Origin of the sequence: Streptomyces sp. NPDC007991 (assembly GCF_042958445.1) — a bacterium.
Classification (GTDB): Bacteria; Actinomycetota; Actinomycetes; order Streptomycetales; family Streptomycetaceae; genus Streptomyces.
In genome coordinates this window covers 124,528-145,748 of the sequence record NZ_JBIBJD010000014.1, presented here as the reverse complement: position 1 = coordinate 145,748, position 21,221 = coordinate 124,528, and the positions used below count along the sequence as shown (strand labels likewise).

The following is a 21,221-nucleotide window of genomic DNA, read 5'->3' as shown; positions in this document are numbered from 1 at the left end:
ACCACTGGTAATTTTCCACCATGTCAATCGTCGTGGAACTGCCGCTCGCTCTGCCGCCGGACCAGGTGCACGCGGGCGTGGGTGTGCACGGCTCCGCCGGCCCGCACGAGGTCTTCCGCCTCCCGCACCTGTGGCAGCTCCATCTCTACGGCTACTCCGGCACCCTGGAGTTCGGCGGCGTGCGGCACCCCATCCGCCCCGGTCACCTCAGCCTCGTACCACCGGGGACGGAGGTGCACTTCCACTACGACGCCCCGCGCTGCGAGCACCTCTACGCCCACTTCCGGCTCCCGGGTGACGGGGAGAGGCGCCGGCTCCCGGCGATGCAGGACGCCGGCCCGGAGGCGGCGACGCTGAGCGCACTGCTCCGCCAGACGATCGCGGCCGGCGCGCAGTCGCCGACCCGGGCCTCCGCGGAGCTGTGGACGGTGCTGTGGCGCACGACCGGCCTGGCCGAGGCCGCCGAGGCGCGTTCCGGGTCACGGCACCCGGCGCTGCGGGCAGCCATGGCCCATATCGAGCAGCATCTGGCCGACCCGTTGTCCGTTCCCGGGATCGCCCGGGCCGCCGGGGTGTCGCACACGCACCTGACCCGGCTGTTCCGCGAGGACACCGGGTACACGGTCGTCGGCTACGTCCGGCGCCGCCGCATGGAACGCGCCCGTCACCTGCTCATCGCCTCGACGCTGGCGATCCCGGCCGTGGCGGCGACGGTCGGGATCCCCGACCTCCAGGCGTTCAACAAGACCTGCCGCAAGGAACTCGGCGCGTCGCCGCGTGCCGTGCGGAACTCCGCGGGCGCGTGACGGCATGCCCGGTGTCGCGAAAGCCTTGGTGATATACCCCCTAGGGGTATAGGCTTCCGATTGAGGGCTCAAGGAGCGGGCCGCACTCCACGGAATGAGGGAAGAAGGTCATGGACCACACCGCTCACGCGGGTCACCACGACCACGCGGATCATGACGGGAACGCCGGAGCGTCCTGGGGAACGGCGGTCAAGGCGACGCTGCACTGCCTGACCGGCTGCGCCATCGGCGAGATCCTCGGCATGGTCGTCGGCACGGCCCTGATGTGGGGCAACCTGCCCACCATGATCCTGGCGATCGCGCTCGCGTTCCTCTTCGGCTACTCGTTCACGCTGTTCGCGGTCCGCCGTGCCGGCCTCGACGTCAAGACCGCGCTCAAGGTCGCGCTCGCCGCCGACACCGTCTCCATCGCCCTGATGGAGATCGTCGACAACGGCATCGTCGCCGTCACGCCCGGCGCGATGGACGCCAACCTGTCCGACGGGCTGTTCTGGTACACACTGCTGGGCGGCTTCGCGATCGCCTTCCTGATCACCACGCCGGTCAACAAGTGGATGATCGGCCGCGGCAAGGGCCACGCCGTCGTCCACGGCTACCACTGACCATCAGCCGGACCGGGTTCCGTCGACAGCGCTCATCCTCAGATTCCAGCGGCCGTCGCGGCCGGTGAGGACGACCGCGGACAGCGGCGGAACATCGACGCGCCAGAACGACGACATCGGCGCGTCCAGTGCCCGCAGCACCGCGGCGCGGGCCACGGCCTGTTCCACCACGGCATGCGCCCGTCCCGTATCAGCCGGCAGCGTGTCCAGCCAGGCGGCAACCCGACCGCAGACGTCCGCCACGGATTCGCCGCCGTGCGGAGCGGCTTGCGGATCCGACATCCAGGCAGCCAGGCCCGCACCGTCATCGGCGGCGACCTCGGCGAGGGTCCGGCCCTGCCAGCTCCCCATGTCCATGTCCCTCAGCGGCGGTTCGACCACGACCTCGTCCCAGCCCAGGGACCGCGCCGTCTGCCGGCACCGCTTTGACGGCGCCGTATACCGGGCCGACGCCGCGGGCAGGGCCCCGGCGGCTGCTCGCGCCCGCCGCACCGCCCGTTCGTCGAGCGGCGTGTCGCCGAAGCGCACGTCGCGTTCCGCCGGGGCGGCGGCACACAGCAGCGTGAGCCGGACGGTCATGGCAGTCCCTTCGCCGGATTCCGCCAGTGGGCGGTTCATCGTACGTGGCGTACGCCATGTTGGCCGGAGCCCCGCTTGCCCCTACCATCTGGGACGACAAGGACGACGGCGCCACGGAAGTCCGGTGCAAGCCCGGCACGGTCGCGCCACTGTGTGCCACCCTCCACCGAGGTGTGGTGAGTCAGACCCAACGCCGTCGTCGAGTGCTCCACACGATGCGGGACGCGATGTTCCCGAGGAGGTCTCGCCATGGCGCAGTCCACTGCCGCCCCCACTCCCACCACCACCCAGACCCTCACCCCGCTGCCGCTGCGGGCGATCGCCCCCTGGGCCGCCTTCTTCGGCGTCCTGATGCTCGTTCTGCTCTACTTCGTCGGCGCCGAGCAGGGCGCCACCGCACTGGTTTCCGGTGAGGGCGTACACGAGTGGGTGCACGACGCCCGCCACCTCCTCGGCTTCCCCTGCCACTGACAGGGCGCCCTTCATGAACTCCACGACCGTACGCACCCTGTTGGTGCACGGCATGCTCGCCGGCCTCGCCGCCGGCGTGCTCGCCTTCGTCTTCGCCTATGTCGTGGGAGAGGGATCCGTGGACGCGGCCATCGCGTTCGAAGAGTCCCACTCCCATGAGCACGGCGAGGAACTCGTCAGCCGGTCCCTGCAGTCGACGGCCGGGCTCGCGACAGGCGTCCTCGTCTTCGGCGTCGCCATCGGCGGCATCGCGGCCCTCGCGTTCTGCTTCGCGCTGGGCCGCATCGGCCGGTTCGGCGCCCGGGCGACCGCCGCGTTGACCGCGCTCGCCGGGTTCCTCCTCGTCTACCTGGTGCCGATCCTGAAGTACCCGGCGAGCCCTCCGGCCGTCGGCGCCCCGGACACCATCGGCCAGCGCACGGCCCTGTTCGTGCTGATGATCGCCCTGAGCGTCCTGCTGGGCACCGGCGCCGTTCTGCTGGGCCGCAGGCTCGCCCCGGGCTGGGGGAACTGGAACGCCTCCATCACCGCCGGCGTCGCCTTCGTGGCGGCGGTCGGAGTCGCGATGGCGGTCCTGCCTCACGGGGACAACATCCCCAAGGGCTTCCCCGCCGCCGATCTCTGGGAGTTCCGCCTGGCCTCGATCGGCATCCAGGCCGTGCTGTGGTCCGCGTTCGGGCTCCTGTTCGGCTACCTGGCCGAACGCGTCCTCGAACCGCGGCCCGTACGCGGCCGGGTCTCCACGCTGACGGCCTGACAGGGAGGCCACGCCAGTGGAGGGGTCACCGGGGGCGCGCCCGGTGGCCCCTCCGCACGTAGTCGCGCGAAACCGTCCGTCCTGCGGGCGATGCCGTCCAGGTCGAGGCGAGAGGCGGGAGCCGAAGACAGGGTGCGCCGCCGTGAGCTCCCGGCGCCCGCGAAGGGGATCTGCGCCGAGGGGGCGGCCTGCTCGCCGACCGGGTGCTGCCACAGGCCCGCGCCCTGTTCGAACTGCTCGGTGCCGACGACTTCGCGACCAGGTCGACGTCCCGGCCACACAGGCTCCGAGCTCAACTACGCATGCGTGGCCAGCGGATCGAGGAACGTCAGTACCGAGGCATCCTCCTCGATCAGCGGAGTGAGGGCGGCGTTGAACGGGGGCCCGTACGGGGCGTCCAGGTGTGCCTTGAAGGCCTCCTCGTCCCGGTAGACCTCGAAGATCCAGTAGGCGCGCGGGGCGGCCGCCTTGGTGTAGACGTCGAAGGCCAGGTTGCCTTCTTCTTCGCGCACTTTCAGCGCGTACTCCCGGATCAGTCGGGCGACCTCGCCCTCCGCTCCCTCACAGGCGGTGAACTCGGCGAGCAGGGTTTTCGTCATGTTTCCTGTCCTTTCAGTGGGTGGAGTCGAGCTGCCGGACGACGGGCTTGTCCGTCGGAGCCTGGGCCAGCTGGTCCTGCCAGGGCGGGTTCGGGCCGGCGACCGAGCAGGTCAGGGCCGCGACCCGCGCGGCGAACACGCAGGCCGCTTCGACATCGCCGAGTCGCAGGTCCGTCAGCCTGCCGCCGAGGAGTCCGCGGGTGCCGAGGTGGTGCAGCAGTCCCGCGGTGAAGGAGTCCCCCGCCCCGACCGTGTCGACGACCTGCGCCGGCGCCGCGGGCACCCGCACCCGTTCCCCGTCGAGTGAGGCCAGCGCGCCGTCCGCGCCCCGTGTGATCACGACGAGCCGGGCCCCCGCCGCATGCCAGGTGTCGCACGCCTGCTCCGGCGCTGTCCCGGGCAGCAGGAGCTCCAGGTCGTCCTCGCTCAGCCGCAGCACATCCGCGAGGCCGCACCAGTGCGCCAGCCGGGCGCGGTAGACCTCGGGGTGCACCAGCAGGGGGCGGACGTTGGGGTCGATGCTGAGGGTGGCGCGGGGCGCGGCCGCTGCCAGGAAGTCCTCCACCACGCCTGCCCCGGGGTCCTTGACCAGGGCCAGTGACCCGGTGTGGACGCAGGCGGTGCCGGCCAGGTCCACCCCGGCCAGTTCCGCGCTCGTCCACTGCCAGTCCGCGGTGGCCTGGGCGTGGAAGGAGAACGCGGCCTGCCCCCGGTCGTCCAGTTCGGCCACGGCCAGCGTGCTCGGCTCGGCGGCCTCGACGGCGTGCGACAGGTCCACCCCGGAGGCCTCCAGGTGGGTCCGGAAGAGGCGGCCGAACACGTCGCCGGACAGCCGTGCGAGGAAGCGGGCCGGGGTGCCCAGCCGGGCCAGGGCCACGGCCGTGTTGGCGGGTCCGCCGCCCGGCAGGACGCGCAGGGCGAGTTCGTTCCGGGTCCCTGCGGACTGGGTGAACGCGTCGGCGACGCACTCCCCCAGGACGGTGATCTGACGCGGGCACATGGGCGGCTCTTCTCTTGGGACGCGTCGGCGAAATGGGCACATTCCGGGCTGTCCCCAGACCGGTTCGGGCGGGTGGCGGCCACGGCGTTGCCGATTTGTGACGAGTGAAAGGCATTGACGTTGCCTGAAGGCGGAGTCCATCATCCTCGCCAAGCAGTGTCAACGCTGACATGAGTCAACGATGACATCTCGGGCGGCATGCGCCCGATGCCGGCCGCTCGTCCGCAATCCCGCAGGAGTCGTTCATGTCACGTATCTCTCGTCCGTCTTCCTCGATGCTCCGAGTCGCCGCGTGCACGGGCATCGCGGCCCTCACCCTGACCGCCTGTGGATCCGGATCCGGGTCGGGCACGGCGAACGCCGGATCGGGCAGCGTCAAGGTCGGCCTGATCACCAAGACCGACACCAACCCGTTCTTCGTGAAGATGAAGGAAGGCGCGGAGAAGGCCGCCAAGGACAACGGCGTCCAACTCGTCACCGCGGCGGGCAAGTTCGACGGTGACAACGCCGGGCAGGTCACCGCCGTCGAGAACATGGTCGCCTCCGGGGTGAAGGGCATCCTGATCACGCCGAGCGACTCCAAGGCGATCGTGCCGGCGATCGAGAAGGCCAAGGCCAAGGGTGTTCTGGTCATCGCCCTGGACACCCCGACCGACCCGGAGAGCGCGGCCGACGCCCTCTTCGCCACCGACAACCTCAAGGCCGGCGAGCTGATCGGCGAGTACGCCAAGGCCGCCATGAAGGGCAAGACCGCGAAGATAGCCGCCCTCGACCTCGCGCCGGGTGTGTCCGTCGGCGTTCAGCGGCACAACGGTTTCCTCAAGGGCTTCGGCGCCACCGACAAGGACGTCGCCTGTGCTCAGGACACCGGCGGCGACCAGTCCAAGGGCCAGACGGCGATGGAGAACTGCCTCCAGAAGGAACCCGGCATCAACGTCGTCTACACCATCAACGAACCGGCCGCACTGGGCGCGTACACCGCGCTGAAGGCCAAGGGCCGGGAGAAGGACGTGCTGATCGTCTCCGTCGACGGCGGCTGCACCGGCACCAAGGCCGTCAAGGACGGCAAGATCGCCGCGACCTCGCAGCAGTACCCGCTGAAGATGGCCGCCGAGGGCGTCAAGGCCGTCGCGACGTACGCCAAGGACGGCAAGAAGGCCTCCGGTTACACCGACACCGGCGTCACGCTGATCACCGACAAGGCGCAGGACGGCGTCACGTCCAAGGACACCGCCTACGGCCTGGACAACTGCTGGGGCTGAGCCGACCCCCGACTGCCGCCGTTCGACACCCGCAGCGGGGCGGCCGGCCCCTCCTCCCCGACCGGGGACGGCCGCCCCCTCGTCCTCTTGCCGTCCGACCAGGACTGACGCTCCCGTCCGACAAGGACTGGTCTTCCCGTCCGACAAGGACCGACAAGGACTTCTGTCTTCCGACAAGGACCTCGCATGACTGCCACGTCCACGCCACCCTCCACCTCCACCCCGTACGCCGAGCTCAAAGCACCGACCACGCTCCGCAGACTGCTCACGCAGCCGACCACCGGCCCGCTGGCCGCCCTGCTCCTGGCCTGTGTCTTCTTCTCCGTCTCGACCGACCAGTTCCTCACCGGCGGGAACTTCTCGCTGATCGTGCAGCAGGTCATGGTCGTCGGCACCCTCGCCATCGGCCAGACGCTGATCATCCTCACCGCGGGCATCGACCTGTCCTGTGGTGCGGTGATGGCGTTCGGCAGCATCGTGATCGCCAAGATGGCGGCCGAGGGCTCCCTGCCGCCGCTCGCCGCGATCGGGTTGGGCCTGGTGGTCTGCGCCGGCTTCGGTCTGCTCAACGGCGCGCTGGTGCAGCGGATCCCGCTCCCGCCGTTCATCGTCACCCTCGGCATGCTCAACGTGGCGTTCGCGCTGACCCACATCTACTCCGAGGAGCAGACCGTCACCAACCTGCCCGGCCCGCTGACGGCCCTCGGGCAGACCTTCCCGCTCGGCAGGACCGACATCACCTACGGCTCGCTGGTCACGATCGCCCTGTTCCTCCTCTTCGCCTACGCGCTGAGCAGCACCAGCTGGGGCCGGCACGTCTACGCCCTGGGCAACAGCCCGGAAGCGGCGCGGCTGAACGGCATCCGCACCTCCCGGCTGACCATCGGCGTCTACACCGTGGCCGGCCTGATGTACGGCGTCGCCGCCCTGCTGCTCATCTCCCGCACCGGCGTCGGCGACCCCCAGGCGGGGCAGACCGACAACCTCGACAGCATCACCGCCGTGGTGCTCGGCGGCACCAGCCTCTTCGGCGGACGCGGCTCGGTCCTGGGCACGTTCATCGGCGTCCTCATCGTCGGCGTCTTCCGCAACGGACTGCAACTGATGGGCGTCGCCTCCATCTACCAGACCCTCATCACCGGAGTCCTGGTGATCCTCGCGGTGACCGTGGACCAGATCTCCCGGAAGAAGGCCCGATGACCTCCCCCACCCCTGTCCTTCAGGCCCGCGGCCTGGTCAAGCGCTACGGCCACGTCACCGCCATCGACGGTGCCGACTTCGACCTGATGCCCGGCGAGGTCCTCGCCGTCATCGGCGACAACGGCGCCGGCAAGACGAGCCTCATCAAGGCCCTCACCGGCGCGGTGGTGCCCGACGCGGGCGAGATCCGCCTGAACGGTGAGCCCATCACCTTCTCCGGCCCGCAGAGCGCACGCGCCCACGGCATCGAGACCGTCTACCAGGACCTGGCCGTGGCGGCCTCCATGGACATCGCCTCCAACATGTTCCTCGGCCGCGAACTGCGCCGGCCCGGCGTCCTCGGCAGCGCCTTGCGCATGCTCGACAAGAAGCGCATGCGCAAGGAGGCCGCCGAGCACATGGCCGACCTGAAGATCGGCCTGCGGTCGCTGACCCAGTCGGTCGAGACCCTCTCCGGCGGACAGCGGCAGGCCGTCGCGGTCGCCCGGGCCGTGGCCTGGGCCCGCAGCGTCGTCGTCATGGACGAACCCACCGCCGCCCTCGGCGTCAAGGAGTCCGGGCAGGTCCTCGACCTGATCCGCCGCGTCCGCGACAAGGGCATGCCGGTCGTCCTGATCAGCCACAACATGCCCCATGTCTTCGAGATCGCCGACCGGATCCACGTCCACCGGCTGGGCCGGCGCGCCGCCGTGATCAAGCCCTCCGACTACTCCATGGCGGAGGTCGTCGCCATCATGACCGGCGCGCTCACCGTCGACGCGGCGGGAGATACTGTCGTAGCGGATTCCGCGGCGGCGAAGGCCGCCGGAGTCCAGGCCACTTGACAACTCAACCCCGCTCTCGCAGGTTCCGGCCGAGGCCGCGGCCGGAACCGGAGAGCACACAGGAAACGGTTTCCTCCATGGCAGCGAGCCGCCGCCCCACCCTTGCCGATGTCGCACGAGAAGTCGGCGTCAGCGCCAAGACGGTCTCGCGCGTCCTCAACGAGGACGGTCCCGTCTCGGCTCAGACGCGGGAACAGGTCCTCGTCGCGGTGGCCAAGCTGGGCTTCCAGCCGAACCTGATGGCACGCAACATGCGTGTCGGCGGTCCGGACACCACCATCGGACTGGTCATCCCCGACCTCGGCAACCCCTTCTTCGGAGCGGTGGCCCGCGCCATCGAGGACACGGTCCGCGAGCGCGGGCTGACCCTGCTCATGGGCTCGTCCGCGGACGACCCCGACCGCGAACGCGCCCTCACGGACAAGTTCCTCGCCCGTCGCGTCAGCATCCTCGTCGTCGTGCCGTCCGTCGGCGCCGACCACTCCCACCTCAAGGCCCACCGGTCGGCGGGGCTGCCCGTCGTCTTCCTCGACCGCCCGGGAGCCGGCCTGCCCACGGACAGCATCGTCAGCTCCAACCGGGCCGGGGCCCAGGAAGGCGTCGCCCACCTCATCGCCCACGGGCATCGCCGTATCGGATTCGTCGGCGACCTGCCGGTCAGGCTGTACACCCGCCGCGAGCGCCTCGCCGGATACCGCGCGGCCTTGCAGGCAGCCGGTCTCCCCTACGACCGCTCGCTCGTCGCCAACGCCCACGACCAGCCGGGCGCCGAGGCCGCGACCGCCCGGCTCCTCGAACTGGCCGATCCGCCCACCGCCCTGTTCGCCGGGAACAACATCATGGCGCTCGGGATCGTCGCCCAACTCGCCCGCGGCAAGCGCAAGGACGTCGCGGTCGTCGCCTTCGACGACGTCTCCCTCGCCGAGGCACTGGAACCGGCCCTGACCGTGGTCGCGCAGGACCCCGAAGAACTCGGCCGCAGCGCCGCGGCCACCGCCCTGGCCCGCCTCGACGGCGACCGCTCCCGGGCGCGCACCATCACCGTTCCCACCCGGCTGATCGTCCGGGGCTCGGGGGAGCAGACCGCGCCCCGCCCGTAGGCGGCGCCCACGCGCGAGCCGACACCGGGCCAGGGTCGGCGGTCACCGTCAGGCGGGCGGTCAGCAAGGGGAGTTGGTCTGGGTGAGCAGGCCCATCCGCCAGGGCTTGGTGAGGTAGTCGCCGTCGGCTTTGGGGTCGACCAGAGGGGTCCAGTCACCGGTGAGGCTGGTGGCGGTGAAGGCCTTGAAGTAGCGCCGCCATGTGGTGTTGTTGATGGCCTCCTGGAGCAGCAGGTACTGGTTGCTGCCGGCGACCTTGTAGACGTTGGTCGCCTCGAACAGGTTGTTCTTGGTGTCCGACATCACCATCCGTGTGTTCCCGAATCCGTTCGGGAAGTTCGCCAGGCTGGTCTGGGCGCGGTAGAAGTGGCCGTTGTCGTCGCTGAAGAACAGGTGGCAGTTGGTGGTGTCGCAGATGACCCAGAAGTCCGCCTGTCATCGCCACCAGCGTGATCCTTTCCTTCAACTGGACATGGGGCGACTACATCGGCCCCGCGCTGTTCCTGGACGACGCGCACACCACACTCGCGGTGAAGCTCGCCAACGGCTACGTCAACGCGCACGGCGAACCGATGCCCAACCTCGTCGCCTCGGGCGCCGTGATGTACGTCGTGCCCGTGCTCGTACTGTTCCTGATCATGCAGCGCGGCTTCGTCTCCGGAATCGCCACCTCGGGACTGAAGTGACGGGTGCCTGGGCAGCACCGGGCAGACGTATGTGCTCCGCTGAAGGCGCCGCACGATTCTTCAGCGGCTTATGAGAAGAACAGAGGAAAAGCCTTGTCCTACACCATCCGCGCGGGCGCTCTGGAGCGCCACACCGCCGAAGAGATCCTCCGTATCGAGCCCTGGGGACCGCACGCGGTCCGGGTGCGGGCCTCCTCGGGGACCGTCGACCCCGCGGCCCCCGGCGCGCTGGACAACCCCCCGCCCTCCCCCGGCGCCGAGTTGTCCGTTTCCGACGACGGCTGTGCCCGCCTGGTCAACGGCCGCCTCGCCGTCGAGGCCTCGGCCCACGGCCGGCTGAGGTTCCTGCACGCCGACTCGGGCCGTGAACTGCTCGCCGACAAGACCCCGTACCACCACCACGAGGGTCCCCGCGTCCATGCGGCGGGCGGCCGTACGGAACAGCACTTCGAGGGGTACGACGGTGAGCGGCTGCACGGCCTCGGGCAGCATCTGCACGGGCTCCTGGACCAAAAGGGCTGTGTGATCGACCTCGTCCAGGGCAACACCGTGGCCACGATCCCCTTCCTGCACTCCTCGCGGGGCTACGGACTGCTGTGGAACAACCCCGCCACCGGCCGCGTCGAACTCGGCACCGACACGACCCGGTGGGTCGCCGACGGCGGCGGGCGCGTCGACTACTGGGTCACCGCGGGCGACACCCCGGCCCAGATCATCGACGCGTACACCCTGGTCACCGGACGCCCACCCCTCCTCCCCGAGTGGGCGTCCGGTTTCTGGCAGTCGAAGCTGCGCTACCGCACCCAGGACGAACTCCTGGCGGTGGCACGGCAGTACAAGGAGCGCGGGCTGCCGCTGTCCGTCATCGTCTGCGACTTCTTCCACTGGCCGCACATGGGCGACTGGCGTTTCGAGGAGAGCGAGTGGCCCGACCCCGCCGCCATGGTCAAGGAGCTGACCGATCTCGGGGTGCGGCTCGCGGTCTCGGTGTGGCCGACCGTCGAGCCCGGCAGTGACTCCTTCGACGAACTGCGCGCGTCAGGACATCTCGTCCAGGACGCGGACGGCGGCCTCCTCACCTTCCCCTGGCCGTCCCGGGAGGCCGGGGAGGCACTGACACTCCCGATGGCCTACTACGACGCCACCCACCCCGGCGCACGCACCGCGCTGTGGCAGCGACTGAACGACAACTACCGCTCGCTCGGAGTGAGTTGCTTCTGGCTGGACGCCTGTGAGCCCGACCTGAGCCGGGAGGCCGCCGAGCGCGCCGTCTACGCGGCCGGGCCGGCCGCCGAGGCCGCGCACCTCTACCCCGTGCTGCACACCCGTATGGTCGCCGAGGGCCTGGCCGAGGCGGGCGACGACCGGCCGCTGTCCCTGGTCCGGTCCGCGTGGGCCGGCAGCCAGAAGTACGGGGCCGCGCTGTGGTCCGGCGACATCCCCACCACCTTCGACTCCCTGTCGCGCCAGATCAGGGCCGGGCTGAACGTCGCGATGAGCGGCATCCCCTGGTGGAACACCGACATCGGTGGCTTCGGCGGCGGCGACCCGGACGACCCCGCCTATCGCGAGGTGCTGGTCCGGTGGTTCCAGTACGGCACCTTCAGCCCCGTCATGCGCCTGCACGGCGACCGCGAGCCCAACCACCCCACGTTCTCCGCGGACATGAGCGGCGGGCCGAACGAGGTCTGGTCCTACGGCGACGAGGCGTACGGCATCCTCCGGGAGCACCTGCTGCTGCGCGAGCGGCTGCGCCCCTACCTGAGGGAGTTGTCCGATCAGGCCCACCGCACCGGCGCCCCGCCGATGCGCCCGCTGTTCTTCGACTTCCCCGACGACGAGCGCGCCTGGGACGTGGACGACCAGTTCCTGCTCGGTCCCGATGTGCTGGTGGCGCCCGTGTACGAGGCGGGCGCGCGGACCCGCCGGGTGTACCTGCCGTTCGGGGCGCGCTGGCTCGACCCGGTCACCGGCAGCGTGGTGGACGGCGGTACGACGCTCGACGCAAACGCCCCGCTGGAGCGCATCCCGGTCTTCGTCCGCGAGGGGGCCGATGTCGCGGCGCGGTTGAGCTGACCGGCCCCTGGTGGCCTCCTCGGACTTCTCGGCACCGTGGAGGCCACCATCACGCGGCACGATGGGACCGGCGGCGTCCCGGCACCCCTGCGTCTTCGCCGAACCGTGACGCCCCTCCGCACGAAAGACAGGAAAGCCATGCACTCCGTACGCCCTTCCGCGGGGGCCACGACCTCGCCCGCCCCGGCCCTGGTCCCGCTCCCCGACCGCGGGATCCATGACAGCGCTCCCGCCGAGTCGTGGACCGACGGCTTCCTCACCGGCAACGGTGAATACGGGGCCGTGGTGTACGGGGATCCGGCGCTGGAGAAGATCGTCTTCGACCACCACCGCCTCGTCCTGCCGAACGGCACCCGCGACGTCACCCCGCCGGTGCTCGCCGACCGGCTGGAAGCGGTGCGGGACAAGGCGCTGGCCGGGGACTACGCCGGAGCCTCACGGGACTTCGCCGCCGGGTGGGAGCTGCGCTGGACCCAGACCTACCACCCCGCGTACGAGCTGTGGATCGCCACCGCGGAGGCCCCCGCAGGCGACGAGTACGTCCGGGTCACCGACTTCCGCACGGGCGAGGTCACCTCCGCCTGGTCGGACGGGCACGGCACGTGGTCCCGCCGGGTCTTCGTCTCCCGCGCCGACCGGGTCGTCGTCCACGAACTGGTGCCGGCCCCGGGCCGTACCGTCGACGTCACCCTGGGCGCGCACACCGCGCTCGACGACACCGCGACCGTCCACGGCGGGGGCGACGCCCTGCACACCCGCATGACGTTCACCACCCTGGCCGGCGTCGGTGAGGGCTCCGGGTGGCTGAACCTGCGTGGCACCTACCCCGAGGGACTGGGCGCCCACGGCTACGAGGGCGTCACCCGCGTCGTGCCGACCGGCGGCACGGTGACCGTCAGCGGCTCGACCCTCGTCGTCACGGGGGCGGCCAGGCTCACTCTCCTCACCCGCCTTGACAGGTACAAGACGCCCACCGCCTGGGACACCAGGCCGCTGCACGCGGGGCTGGCCGCCCTGGAAGCCGACTACGCGGTCCTGCTCGCCCGGCACACGGAGATCCACTCGGACCTGTACGACCGCTCCCGTCTCGACCTGAACGTCCCCGAGGCCGACCGCCGGCTGTCGACCACCGAGCTGACCACACGTCAGAACGCCGATCGCGGCGTCATCGACCCTGCCCTGCTGGAGCGGCTCTACGACTCGGGCCGCTACCTCTTCCTCAGCTCCAGCGGCATCCTGCCACCGCGCCTCACCGGCATCTGGACGGGCGCGTGGACCGCTGCCTGGGCCGGTGACTTCACCACCGACGCCAACGTCAACCTCCAGGTCGCAGGCGGCACCATCCTCGACCTCACCGAGGCCATGCAGGGCTACTTCGACCTGATCCTCGGCCAGCTCGACCACTGGCGCACCAACGCCAGGAACCTCTACGGCGCCCGCGGTTTCCTCGCCCCCTCCCGTACCGACGGCGAGTACGGCCACATGCTGCACTTCGACGGCGGCGACTTCCCCGGCCACTGCTGGACCGGCGGCGCCGACTGGCTGCTCCAGCCGCTCCTGGAGTACTACGAGGTCACCGGCGACCAGGCGTTCCTGCGGGACAGGCTCGGTCCCGCGTTGATGGAACTGGCCCTGTTCTACGAGGACTTCCTCACCCGCACCGACGCGCAGGGCAAGGCGGTCTTCGTGCCGTCCTTCTCCATGGAGAACGCCCCGGGCAACACGGCCGAGTACCTGTCCGTCAACGCCACCGGCGACATCACGGCCGGCCGACACGCCCTCCAGGCCGCCATCGACGCCGCGGGCGCCCTCGGCGTCGAACAGGGCCGCGGCGAGGGCGTCGAACGCTGGACGGCACTGCTCGGCAAGATCCCCGACTACCGGATCAACGAGGACGGCGCCCTCGCCGAATGGTCCTGGCCCGGCCTGACCGACCACTACGACCACCGCCACACCCAGCACCTGTACGCCGCCTGGCCCCTGCACGAGATCAACCCGGAGGAGCGCCCCGACCTCGTGCCCCCGGCCCTCAAGGCGCTCGAACTGCGCGGCGACCAGAACCTCTCCGCACACGGCAGCCTCCATCGCGCCCTGGCCGCCGCCCGGCTCAAGGACGGCCCCCAGGTCTACGACAACCTCCGGAAGATCATCGGCGGTGAGATGCTCTTCCGGTCGCTGATGACCTCCCACAACCCGGGCCGCCACATCTACAACGCCGACGCGGCGAACGCCCTGCCCGCCGTCCTGGCCGAGGCCCTGCTCTACACCAGGCCCGGCGTCCTGGAACTCCTTCCCGCACTGCCCGAGCAGTGGGACAAGGGCACGATCACCGGGATCCGGGGCCGGGGCGGCATCCGGGTGCACAGCCTGGACTGGGATCTGTCCGGCGGCACCACGACCGCGACCGTCACCTCGGACCGGACCCAGGACGTCACACTGATCAGCCGCCGCGGCATCACGGCCGTCACCACCTCCGCGCAGGTCCGTCCCTCGATGCTCGGCCCGCATGCCCGGACCATCTCCCTCACCGCCGGGCAACACACCCGGATCACGATCGCCCTGCCGCCGGGCGGACCTGCCCCCTCATGACATCTCAGGAGCGTTTGTGTACCAGTCGAAACCGGTCCATGTCGGCTATCTGCTCGTCTATTTCACCGGCAACCCGGCAGCCGACGACGAACGGATCCGGATGGCGCTCAGCTGCGGCAACGACCCGTTGCACTACCGGGAACTCAACGCCGGAGAACCCGTCCTGGCCTCCGGCCTCGGCACCGGGGGCGTACGCGACCCCTTCGTCATCCGCTCCCCCGACGGCGACAGGTTCCACCTGATCGCAACGGATCTGCGGACCTCCGGCGGCGCCGGGACCCAAGTGCCGCTCATCTGGGACAGAGCCGAGCGCGCCGGCAGCAAGTCGATCGTGGTGTGGGACTCCTGCGACCTGGTGAACTGGACCGGCCCGCGCCTCGTCAAGGTGTCACCCGACAACGCCGGCAACACCTGGGCACCGAAGGCGTACTACGCGGACGAACTCGGCGCGTACGTCGTCTTCTGGGCCTCGAAGCTCTACGCCCAGGACGACCCCGATCACACCGGCACCACGTACAACAAGATGCTGTACGCCACCACCACGGACTTCCGCATCTTCAGCGAGCCCGCCCTCTGGCACGATCCCGGGCACGCCGTGATCGACTCAGCCGTGATCAAGCACAACGGGGTGTACTACCGCTACACGAAGGACGAGCGGGACCAGACGCCCGCCGTGCCCGGCGCGAAGCTCATCATCGCCGAGAAGTCCCGCGAACTGGCCTCCACCACATACGATTTCGTGGCCGACCGCATCGGCGAGGGGGATGTCACCCGTGGTGAGGGCCCGGCCGTGTTCAAGTCGAACACGGAGGAGAAGTGGTACATGTTCATCGACGAGTTCGGAGGGCGCAACTACGTCCCGTTCGAGACGACCGATCTCGACTCCGGCAAGTGGACCCCGTCGACGAGCTACCGACTGCCCCCCGAGGCCAAGCACGGCTCGGTACTCCCCCTCACCCAGGCGGAGTACGACCGGCTGCTGCGTGCCTACGGCGGGCAGAAGGGCGACCGTTGACCCGCCTCCCCCACAGGGCCGAAGCGTTCTCACGAAGGAAACAAGCAGTCATGCAGTCACTCCCCCGCAGCGCGGTACGCCTTCTGCCCGGCCCGTTCCTGGACGCGCAGGCCACCGCCCTGGACTACCTGCTGTCCCTCGACACCGACCGGCTTCTCGCACCCTTGCGGCGCGAGGCCGGCCTGCCGCCGGTCGCCGAGTCCTACGGCAACTGGGAGAACTCCGGTCTCGACGGCCACACCGTCGGGCACGCCCTGTCGGGCGCCGCCCTCATGAGCGCGGTGACGGACGACCCCCGGCCGAAAGCCATGGTCGAGCGTCTGGTTCAGGGCGTCGTCGAGTGCCAGGACGCCCTGGGCACCGGCTACGTCGGGGGCATACCCGACGGCGTGCGGCTGTGGCAGCGGGTGGCCGCAGGGCAGGTGGAGCGGGGCTCGTTCGAGCTCGGTGGTGCCTGGGTGCCGTGGTACAACCTGCACAAGCTCTTCGCCGGCCTGCTGGACGCCCACCGGCACGCCGGCTGCGACCTGGCGCTGACCGCCGTCCGGCGGCTGGCCGACTGGTGGGACCAGGTGGCGGCGGGCATGGACGACGACACCCACGAAGCCATGCTCCGCACGGAGTTCGGCGGGATGTGCGAGGTTCTGGCGGACCTCGCCGACGTCACGGGCGAAGACCGGTACGCGGCCCTGGCACGGCGCTTCCTCGACCGGTCCCTGCTCGGCCCGTTGCACGAGCACCGCGACGTCCTCGACGGGATGCACGCCAACACCCAGATCGCCAAGGTCGTCGGATACCAGCGCCTCGGCGAGGTCGCCGACGACCCGGGCCTGCGGGACGCCGCCCGGTTCTTCTGGCAGACCATGACCCGGCACCGGACGTTCTCCATCGGCGGCAACTCCGTACGCGAGCACCTGCACCCCCGTGACGACTTCAGCTCCGCGCTTCAGTCGCCGGAGGGCCCCGAGACCTGCAACACCTACAACATGCTCAAACTGAGCCGTGCGCTGTTCCTCGAAGAGCCCGACGCCGAGGTGCTCGACCACTACGAGCGCGCCACGGTCAACCACATCCTGTCGTCCCTGCATCCCAAGGGCGGGCTGGTGTACTTCACGCCCGTGCGACCGGGCCACTACCGCGTGGTGTCGACACCCCAGAACTGCTTCTGGTGCTGCGTCGGCACCGGGCTCGAAAACCACGCGAAGTACGGCGAGTTGGTGTACTCCGCCGACGGCGGCGACCTGTTCGTCAATCTCTTCATCGCCTCCCGGCTCAGCCTCCCCGAACAGAACCTGGCGCTGGAGCAGACCGGGACAGCCCCCTACGACGACGAGATCGAACTCGTGCTGCGCGCGGCTCCCGCCACCTCTGTGGCGATCCACATCCGCGTCCCCGGCTGGCACGAAGGGACCCCGCAGGTCACTGTCAACGGAGCACCGCCCGAAGACCGACCCGCCGCGCTCACGACACGCCGCGGGGCGGGCGGACAGCCCCTGACCTACGTACGTCTGGAGCGGCGGTGGCACGCCGGGGACACGATCACCCTGCGTCTTCGCCCGCGCATCAGCGCCGAGCTGCTCCCCGACGGCTCGCCGTGGGTGTCGTTCCGCTACGGGCCCACCGTCCTCGCGGCCGAGGGCGACCGGAACGACCTGGTCGGGCACTTCGCCGACGACTCCCGGATGGGTCACGTCGCCGACGGCCCGCTGCGCCCCCTGGAGCACCTGCCCGTCGTGCTCGCACCGGGCACCGCCGATCCGGCGGCCGGTGTACGCCGGCTCGCCCCGGACCGGCCGGAGTTCACCCTGGAACACGTGGACGCGCGACCGGACGAGTCCGTCACCCTCGTCCCGTTCGCCGGCATCCACGACTCCCGCTACCACCTCTACTTCCCGCTGGCGGAACCGGAGCGGCTCCAGGAGCGGCGGGCGGAGCTGCGCGCGGCCGACGAGGCGGACCTCGCGCTGCGGGATCGCACCGTCGACGCCGTGGCCGCCGGTGAGCAACAGCCCGAGAGCGACCACCGGTTCAAGGGGCAGGACACCTGGTCGGGCCTCACCGACGGGATGAGGTGGCGAGCCGCCACCGGATGGTGGTCCTACCGCCTGACCGACCCGGACTGCACCGCCACCGGCCTACAGGTCACCCACCTCTCGGACGGGAGCGCGGGAGCGACGCGTGTGCTGGTCGACGGCCGAGTGCTCGGCACGCTCACGCCCTCGTCGCATCCCGAGGACACGGAAGTCACCCAGGTGCTCCCGCTGGACGCAGACCGTCGTGCCGGGACCGCCGAGGTCCGGTTCGAAGCGGTGGGCTCCGCGACCACCATCCGGCTGCGCGAGGTGCGGCTGGTGCGCTGAGGTGACCGCCGTCCGCCCGTCAGTTCCGCTCTGCCACTTCGAAGGACAGGAGTTCGCCGGAGCGCAGGTGTTCCCTCAGCCACTGCTCGGTGTTGCTCACGTGGAGCAGCGCGGCGGCCTGGCTGAGGGCTGCGTCACGGGTGGTGAGCGCGTTGAAGATCGCCTCGTGCTCGGCGAGCGTGCGGCCCGCGGCCTTGTCGTCGACCAGACCGCGCCAGATGCGGGCACGCAGGGTGCGGCCGGAGATCCCTTCCAGGAGGGTGAGGAGGCTCTCGTTGCCCGTGGCCGAGACGACCGCGCGGTGGAAGGCGGCGTCGTGGGCGTTGAGCTGCTCGACGTCGTCGCGGGCCTCGCGCATGGCGTCCAGGTGCCCCTTCACCTCGGCCAGTTGGGCGTCGGAGATCCGGGTCGCGGCCAGGGCCGTGGCGACCGGTTCCAGGAGCCGCCGTACTTCCATGAGGTCCTGGAGGGCGACCGAGTCGCCCTGCAGCAGTTCCACCGCGCCGCCGAGACCCTCCAGCAGCAGGCTCGGCTGCAGGCTGGTCACATACGTGCCGTCGCCCCTCCTGACCTCCAGGACCCGCGCGACGGCCAGCGCCTTGACCGCTTCGCGGGCGAGGTTGCGGGACAGGCCCAGCTGGGCGGCCAGGTCCGGCTCCGGAGGGAGCTTGGAGCCCGGAGGCAGGGCGCCGGTCCGGATCAGCTCACGGATGCGCTCGATGGCCTTGTCCGTCAGAGACACCGCTCGTCCCTCCCCCCACCGTGCCCGTGAGCACGTCCGACCTGATCAGCGTGACGTTGATGATACTGGGACGCGAGCGCGAGACGGCGATCACCCTGAGATGAAGCACCGCAAGACATGCCATGTCTGCTGATCGAAATGCACGCCGAATCACGTCAAATCACTCAACTCACCTGAAGCAAGGGGCACTTTCATCCCTGCATGCTGGTTGACATTCCCTGGTCACATGGCCGACCTTCATGCCTGACCCCTGCATTCCCCCCACCCCCTTCCGCATCAGGGATGTGTGTATGTCGAGCTCGATCAACAGACGCCAGTTCGTGGCCTCGGCAACCTGCGTGGCCGCGGCGGCCGTTGCCGGAGAGCTGTTCGCCGCCGGTGTCGCCGAGGCGGCGCCGAGCACGTACACGCCCGACTGGGACTCGGTCGACCAGCACCCGCCTGCTCCGGAGTGGTTCCAGGACGCGAAGTTCGGGATCTACTTCCACTGGGGCGCCTTCAGCGTCCCCGCCTTCGGCAACGAGTGGTACCCGCGCAACATGTACGAGAGCGGGAACGACGCCAACCAGCACCACATCGCGACCTACGGCCGGCCGTCGGCGTGGCCCTACCACAACTTCATCGACGGGGCGGAGGACCTGGCGGGCAACGCCGTGAAGTTCGCGCCGAAGCTGAAGTCGGCCGGCGGGAGGTTCGACCCCGACGAGTGGGTGCAGCTGTTCGTCGACGCCGGCGCCAGGTTCGCCGGCCCGGTCGCCGAGCACCACGACGGCTTCTCCATGTGGGACAGCCAGGTCAACGAGTGGAACTCGGTGAAGAAGGGCCCCGGTCTCGACCTGCTGCGGCTGTTCTCCACGGCCATCCGCGCCAAGGGCCTCAAACTGCTGGTGGCCATGCACCACGCGTACAACTTCACCGGCTTCTACGAGTACGCCCCCGCGCAGACGGACCCCAGCCTCAAGAAGCTCTACGGACAGTTGGGGCCGGCCGCACAGAACCAGCTGTGGTTCGACAAGCTCAAGGAGGTCGTCGACCGCGCCCGGCCCGACATCCTGTGGCAGGACTTCAATCTGGACGCCGTCGACGAGCAGCAGCGCCTGAACTTCCTGGCGTACTACTACAACCAGGCACACAGCTGGGGCCGCGAAGTCGTCGCCACCTACAAGGACGGCATGAACGGCAAGGGCGAGGTCTTCGACTACGAACGCGGCGGCCCGGCCGATCTCACCACCCCGTACTGGCTGACCGACGACAGCATCTCCAGCAGCAGCTGGTGCTACACCCAGGGCATCGGCTACTACACCACCCAGCAGATGCTGCACTCGTTCATCGACCGGGTCAGCAAGAACGGCAACGTGCTGCTGAACATCGCGCCGATGGCCGACGGCACCATCCCCCAGGCGCAGAAGGACATCCTGCTCGGTATCGGGGACCACCTGAAGCGCTTCGGGGAGTCGGTGTACGCGACCCGGGCCTGGACGGCGTACGGCGAGGGCCCGACGAAGATGGGCGGCGGCTCGTTCACCACTCCGCACGCCGGCACCGCGCAGGACATCCGCTTCACCCGCAACAAGGCGAACGACGTCCTGTACGCCACCGTCCTGGGCTGGCCCGGCAGCTCCCTGACGATCAAGACCCTGGGCTCGGACCGGATCAACCTCTCCTCGCTGACGTCGGTGAAGCTCTGCGGGAGCACCGCCGGCACGTACATCGACCTGCCCGCGCCGGCCCAGAGTGCCTCGGGCCTCAGGGTCACCCTGCCGTCGTCGGCGCCCTACAGCGCGGGCGCCTACGTCCTGAGGCTCGACTTCTCCGGCACGATCCCCGGCCTGCGGCCGCTCGCCGGCGCCGTCGCCTTCACGGACGTCGACTACACCGGCGGCTGGGCCGTCCTCCCCGTCGGCGACTACACCGCGGCCGACCTGTCCGCGGCCGGACCGGGCCCGCGCACCCTCTCCTCCCTCCGGCCGGCCCCCGGGTACCGGGTGATCGGCTACTCGGGAGACAACTTCACCGGTACCTCCTGGACCTTCGCCGCCGACAACCCCGACCTCAGGGTCACCGGCAACAACGACCAGATCACCTCACTGAGTGTCCAGTTCGACCCGGCGGCGTACTTCCGGATCACCAACGCCACGAACGGCCTCGCCCTGGACAGCGGAGGCGACGTCGCCTCCGGCTCCGACCTCAAGCAGTGGACCTGGGACGGCAGTCCGAACCTGCAGTGGCACGCGGAGGCGGTCGGAGGCGGCTACTACAGGCTGGTCAACCGCACGAACGGCATGGTCGCCGACGGCTGGGGGGCCACCGCCGACGGCTCCGCGGCCCGGCAGGCCGCCTGGAACGGCGGCACCAACCAGCAGTGGACCCTCACCCACCGGGGCGGCGAGCGTTACTCGATCGCCAACCGCACCACCGGCCTCGTCCTCGACGGCGGCGGCAACGTCGCCTCGGGCTCCCCCACCAAGCAGTGGACCTACGGCAACAGCACCAACCTGCTGTGGACCTTCACCGCGCTGTAGCAGCACGACCAACAGGAGACGGCATGTATCT

17 protein-coding genes and 1 pseudogene are annotated in these 21,221 nt (G+C 70.2%); 13 read left to right on the top strand and 5 right to left on the bottom strand.

What is annotated here, in order from left to right:
• The first annotated feature begins 20 nt into the window (after positions 1 to 20).
• Positions 21 to 806 (top strand): helix-turn-helix domain-containing protein, encoded by a 786-nt coding sequence (locus ACFZDA_RS34685; protein WP_391089307.1) that lies wholly within the window; start codon positions 21 to 23, stop codon positions 804 to 806.
• Positions 807 to 916: 110 nt separating this feature from the next.
• Positions 917 to 1,408 (top strand): DUF4396 domain-containing protein, encoded by a 492-nt coding sequence (locus tag ACFZDA_RS34680; RefSeq protein ID WP_391089305.1) that lies wholly within the window; start codon positions 917 to 919, stop codon positions 1,406 to 1,408.
• A 3-nt stretch (positions 1,409 to 1,411) separates the two neighbouring features.
• Here ACFZDA_RS34680 and ACFZDA_RS34675 read toward each other — a convergent pair whose 3' ends face one another.
• Positions 1,412 to 1,987, bottom strand: coding sequence for a histidine phosphatase family protein (locus ACFZDA_RS34675; protein ID WP_391089303.1), 576 nt, complete (start codon positions 1,985 to 1,987; stop codon positions 1,412 to 1,414).
• A gap of 249 nt (positions 1,988 to 2,236) precedes the next feature.
• Here ACFZDA_RS34675 and ACFZDA_RS34670 point away from each other — a divergent pair, with 249 nt between their 5' ends.
• Together ACFZDA_RS34670 and ACFZDA_RS34665 are read left to right on the top strand one after the other, a co-directional pair.
• Positions 2,237 to 2,458, top strand: a complete 222-nt coding sequence (locus tag ACFZDA_RS34670; RefSeq protein WP_391089301.1) for a CbtB-domain containing protein — start codon at positions 2,237 to 2,239, stop codon at positions 2,456 to 2,458.
• Between the two features lie 13 nt (positions 2,459 to 2,471).
• A complete protein-coding gene (locus ACFZDA_RS34665; protein WP_391089299.1) occupies positions 2,472 to 3,215 on the top strand; it encodes a CbtA family protein in 744 nt (247 codons plus the stop codon).
• A 296-nt stretch (positions 3,216 to 3,511) separates the two neighbouring features.
• Here ACFZDA_RS34665 and ACFZDA_RS34660 read toward each other — a convergent pair whose 3' ends face one another.
• Entirely contained in the window at positions 3,512 to 3,814 is a 303-nt protein-coding gene (locus ACFZDA_RS34660; RefSeq protein ID WP_391089297.1) for an antibiotic biosynthesis monooxygenase, read from the bottom strand.
• A gap of 13 nt (positions 3,815 to 3,827) precedes the next feature.
• Complete coding sequence (locus ACFZDA_RS34655) at positions 3,828 to 4,814, bottom strand: PfkB family carbohydrate kinase (protein ID WP_391089295.1); 987 nt, start codon at positions 4,812 to 4,814, stop codon at positions 3,828 to 3,830.
• Positions 4,815 to 5,059: 245 nt separating this feature from the next.
• On the opposite strand from ACFZDA_RS34655, the gene ACFZDA_RS34650 reads away from it, so the two are divergent.
• The 4 genes from ACFZDA_RS34650 (at position 5,060) to ACFZDA_RS34635 (ending at position 9,200) form a co-directional block, all read left to right on the top strand.
• Positions 5,060 to 6,076 carry a substrate-binding domain-containing protein gene (locus ACFZDA_RS34650; RefSeq protein WP_391089293.1) on the top strand — a complete coding sequence of 339 codons (1,017 nt, stop codon included), beginning with the start codon at positions 5,060 to 5,062 and terminating at the stop codon, positions 6,074 to 6,076.
• Between the two features lie 186 nt (positions 6,077 to 6,262).
• Positions 6,263 to 7,276, top strand: coding sequence for an ABC transporter permease (locus ACFZDA_RS34645; protein WP_391089291.1), 1,014 nt, complete (start codon positions 6,263 to 6,265; stop codon positions 7,274 to 7,276).
• Positions 7,273 to 8,100 carry an ATP-binding cassette domain-containing protein gene (locus tag ACFZDA_RS34640; protein ID WP_391089290.1) on the top strand — a complete coding sequence of 276 codons (828 nt, stop codon included), beginning with the start codon at positions 7,273 to 7,275 and terminating at the stop codon, positions 8,098 to 8,100. The genes ACFZDA_RS34645 and ACFZDA_RS34640 overlap by 4 nt, the downstream gene beginning before the upstream one ends.
• Positions 8,101 to 8,177: 77 nt before the next feature.
• Positions 8,178 to 9,200, top strand: coding sequence for a substrate-binding domain-containing protein (locus tag ACFZDA_RS34635; protein ID WP_391089288.1), 1,023 nt, complete (start codon positions 8,178 to 8,180; stop codon positions 9,198 to 9,200).
• A gap of 60 nt (positions 9,201 to 9,260) precedes the next feature.
• Here the strand turns inward: ACFZDA_RS34635 and ACFZDA_RS34630 are convergent, their stop codons facing one another.
• Complete coding sequence (locus ACFZDA_RS34630; RefSeq protein WP_391089372.1) at positions 9,261 to 9,593, bottom strand: non-reducing end alpha-L-arabinofuranosidase family hydrolase; 333 nt, start codon at positions 9,591 to 9,593, stop codon at positions 9,261 to 9,263.
• A gap of 56 nt (positions 9,594 to 9,649) precedes the next feature.
• On the opposite strand from ACFZDA_RS34630, the gene ACFZDA_RS34625 reads away from it, so the two are divergent.
• The 4 genes and pseudogenes from ACFZDA_RS34625 (at position 9,650) to ACFZDA_RS34610 (ending at position 17,926) form a co-directional block, all read left to right on the top strand.
• Complete coding sequence (locus ACFZDA_RS34625) at positions 9,650 to 9,886, top strand: hypothetical protein (RefSeq protein WP_391089287.1); 237 nt, start codon at positions 9,650 to 9,652, stop codon at positions 9,884 to 9,886.
• Positions 9,887 to 9,979: 93 nt separating this feature from the next.
• Positions 9,980 to 11,962 carry a TIM-barrel domain-containing protein gene (locus tag ACFZDA_RS34620; protein WP_391089285.1) on the top strand — a complete coding sequence of 661 codons (1,983 nt, stop codon included), beginning with the start codon at positions 9,980 to 9,982 and terminating at the stop codon, positions 11,960 to 11,962.
• A gap of 192 nt (positions 11,963 to 12,154) precedes the next feature.
• A pseudogene (locus ACFZDA_RS34615) lies at positions 12,155 to 15,542 on the top strand (glycoside hydrolase N-terminal domain-containing protein); the annotation flags it as partial.
• Between the two features lie 74 nt (positions 15,543 to 15,616).
• Positions 15,617 to 17,926, top strand: coding sequence for a beta-L-arabinofuranosidase domain-containing protein (locus ACFZDA_RS34610; protein WP_391089283.1), 2,310 nt, complete (start codon positions 15,617 to 15,619; stop codon positions 17,924 to 17,926).
• A gap of 19 nt (positions 17,927 to 17,945) precedes the next feature.
• Here ACFZDA_RS34610 and ACFZDA_RS34605 read toward each other — a convergent pair whose 3' ends face one another.
• Positions 17,946 to 18,668: an FCD domain-containing protein gene (locus tag ACFZDA_RS34605; protein WP_391089281.1), complete on the bottom strand. Its 723-nt coding sequence runs from the start codon at positions 18,666 to 18,668 to the stop codon at positions 17,946 to 17,948.
• A 290-nt stretch (positions 18,669 to 18,958) separates the two neighbouring features.
• Between ACFZDA_RS34605 and ACFZDA_RS34600 the strand changes: the two genes are divergently transcribed.
• Positions 18,959 to 21,190, top strand: a complete 2,232-nt coding sequence (locus ACFZDA_RS34600) for an alpha-L-fucosidase (RefSeq protein WP_391089279.1) — start codon at positions 18,959 to 18,961, stop codon at positions 21,188 to 21,190.
• Positions 21,191 to 21,221: the final 31 nt, after the last annotated feature.

Bases quoted from the DNA above. Each gene is read 5' to 3' on its own strand.
- ACFZDA_RS34685 (WP_391089307.1), top strand. From the start codon at position 21: ATGTCAATCGTCGTGGAACTGCCGCTCGCTCTGCCGCCGGACCAGGTG.
- ACFZDA_RS34680 (WP_391089305.1), top strand. From the start codon at position 917: ATGGACCACACCGCTCACGCGGGTCACCACGACCACGCGGATCATGAC.
- ACFZDA_RS34675 (WP_391089303.1), bottom strand. From the start codon at position 1,987: ATGACCGTCCGGCTCACGCTGCTGTGTGCCGCCGCCCCGGCGGAACGC.
- ACFZDA_RS34670 (WP_391089301.1), top strand. From the start codon at position 2,237: ATGGCGCAGTCCACTGCCGCCCCCACTCCCACCACCACCCAGACCCTC.
- ACFZDA_RS34665 (WP_391089299.1), top strand. From the start codon at position 2,472: ATGAACTCCACGACCGTACGCACCCTGTTGGTGCACGGCATGCTCGCC.
- ACFZDA_RS34660 (WP_391089297.1), bottom strand. From the start codon at position 3,814: ATGACGAAAACCCTGCTCGCCGAGTTCACCGCCTGTGAGGGAGCGGAG.
- ACFZDA_RS34655 (WP_391089295.1), bottom strand. From the start codon at position 4,814: ATGTGCCCGCGTCAGATCACCGTCCTGGGGGAGTGCGTCGCCGACGCG.
- ACFZDA_RS34650 (WP_391089293.1), top strand. From the start codon at position 5,060: ATGTCACGTATCTCTCGTCCGTCTTCCTCGATGCTCCGAGTCGCCGCG.
- ACFZDA_RS34645 (WP_391089291.1), top strand. From the start codon at position 6,263: ATGACTGCCACGTCCACGCCACCCTCCACCTCCACCCCGTACGCCGAG.
- ACFZDA_RS34640 (WP_391089290.1), top strand. From the start codon at position 7,273: ATGACCTCCCCCACCCCTGTCCTTCAGGCCCGCGGCCTGGTCAAGCGC.
- ACFZDA_RS34635 (WP_391089288.1), top strand. From the start codon at position 8,178: ATGGCAGCGAGCCGCCGCCCCACCCTTGCCGATGTCGCACGAGAAGTC.
- ACFZDA_RS34610 (WP_391089283.1), top strand. From the start codon at position 15,617: ATGCAGTCACTCCCCCGCAGCGCGGTACGCCTTCTGCCCGGCCCGTTC.
- ACFZDA_RS34600 (WP_391089279.1), top strand. From the start codon at position 18,959: ATGTCGAGCTCGATCAACAGACGCCAGTTCGTGGCCTCGGCAACCTGC.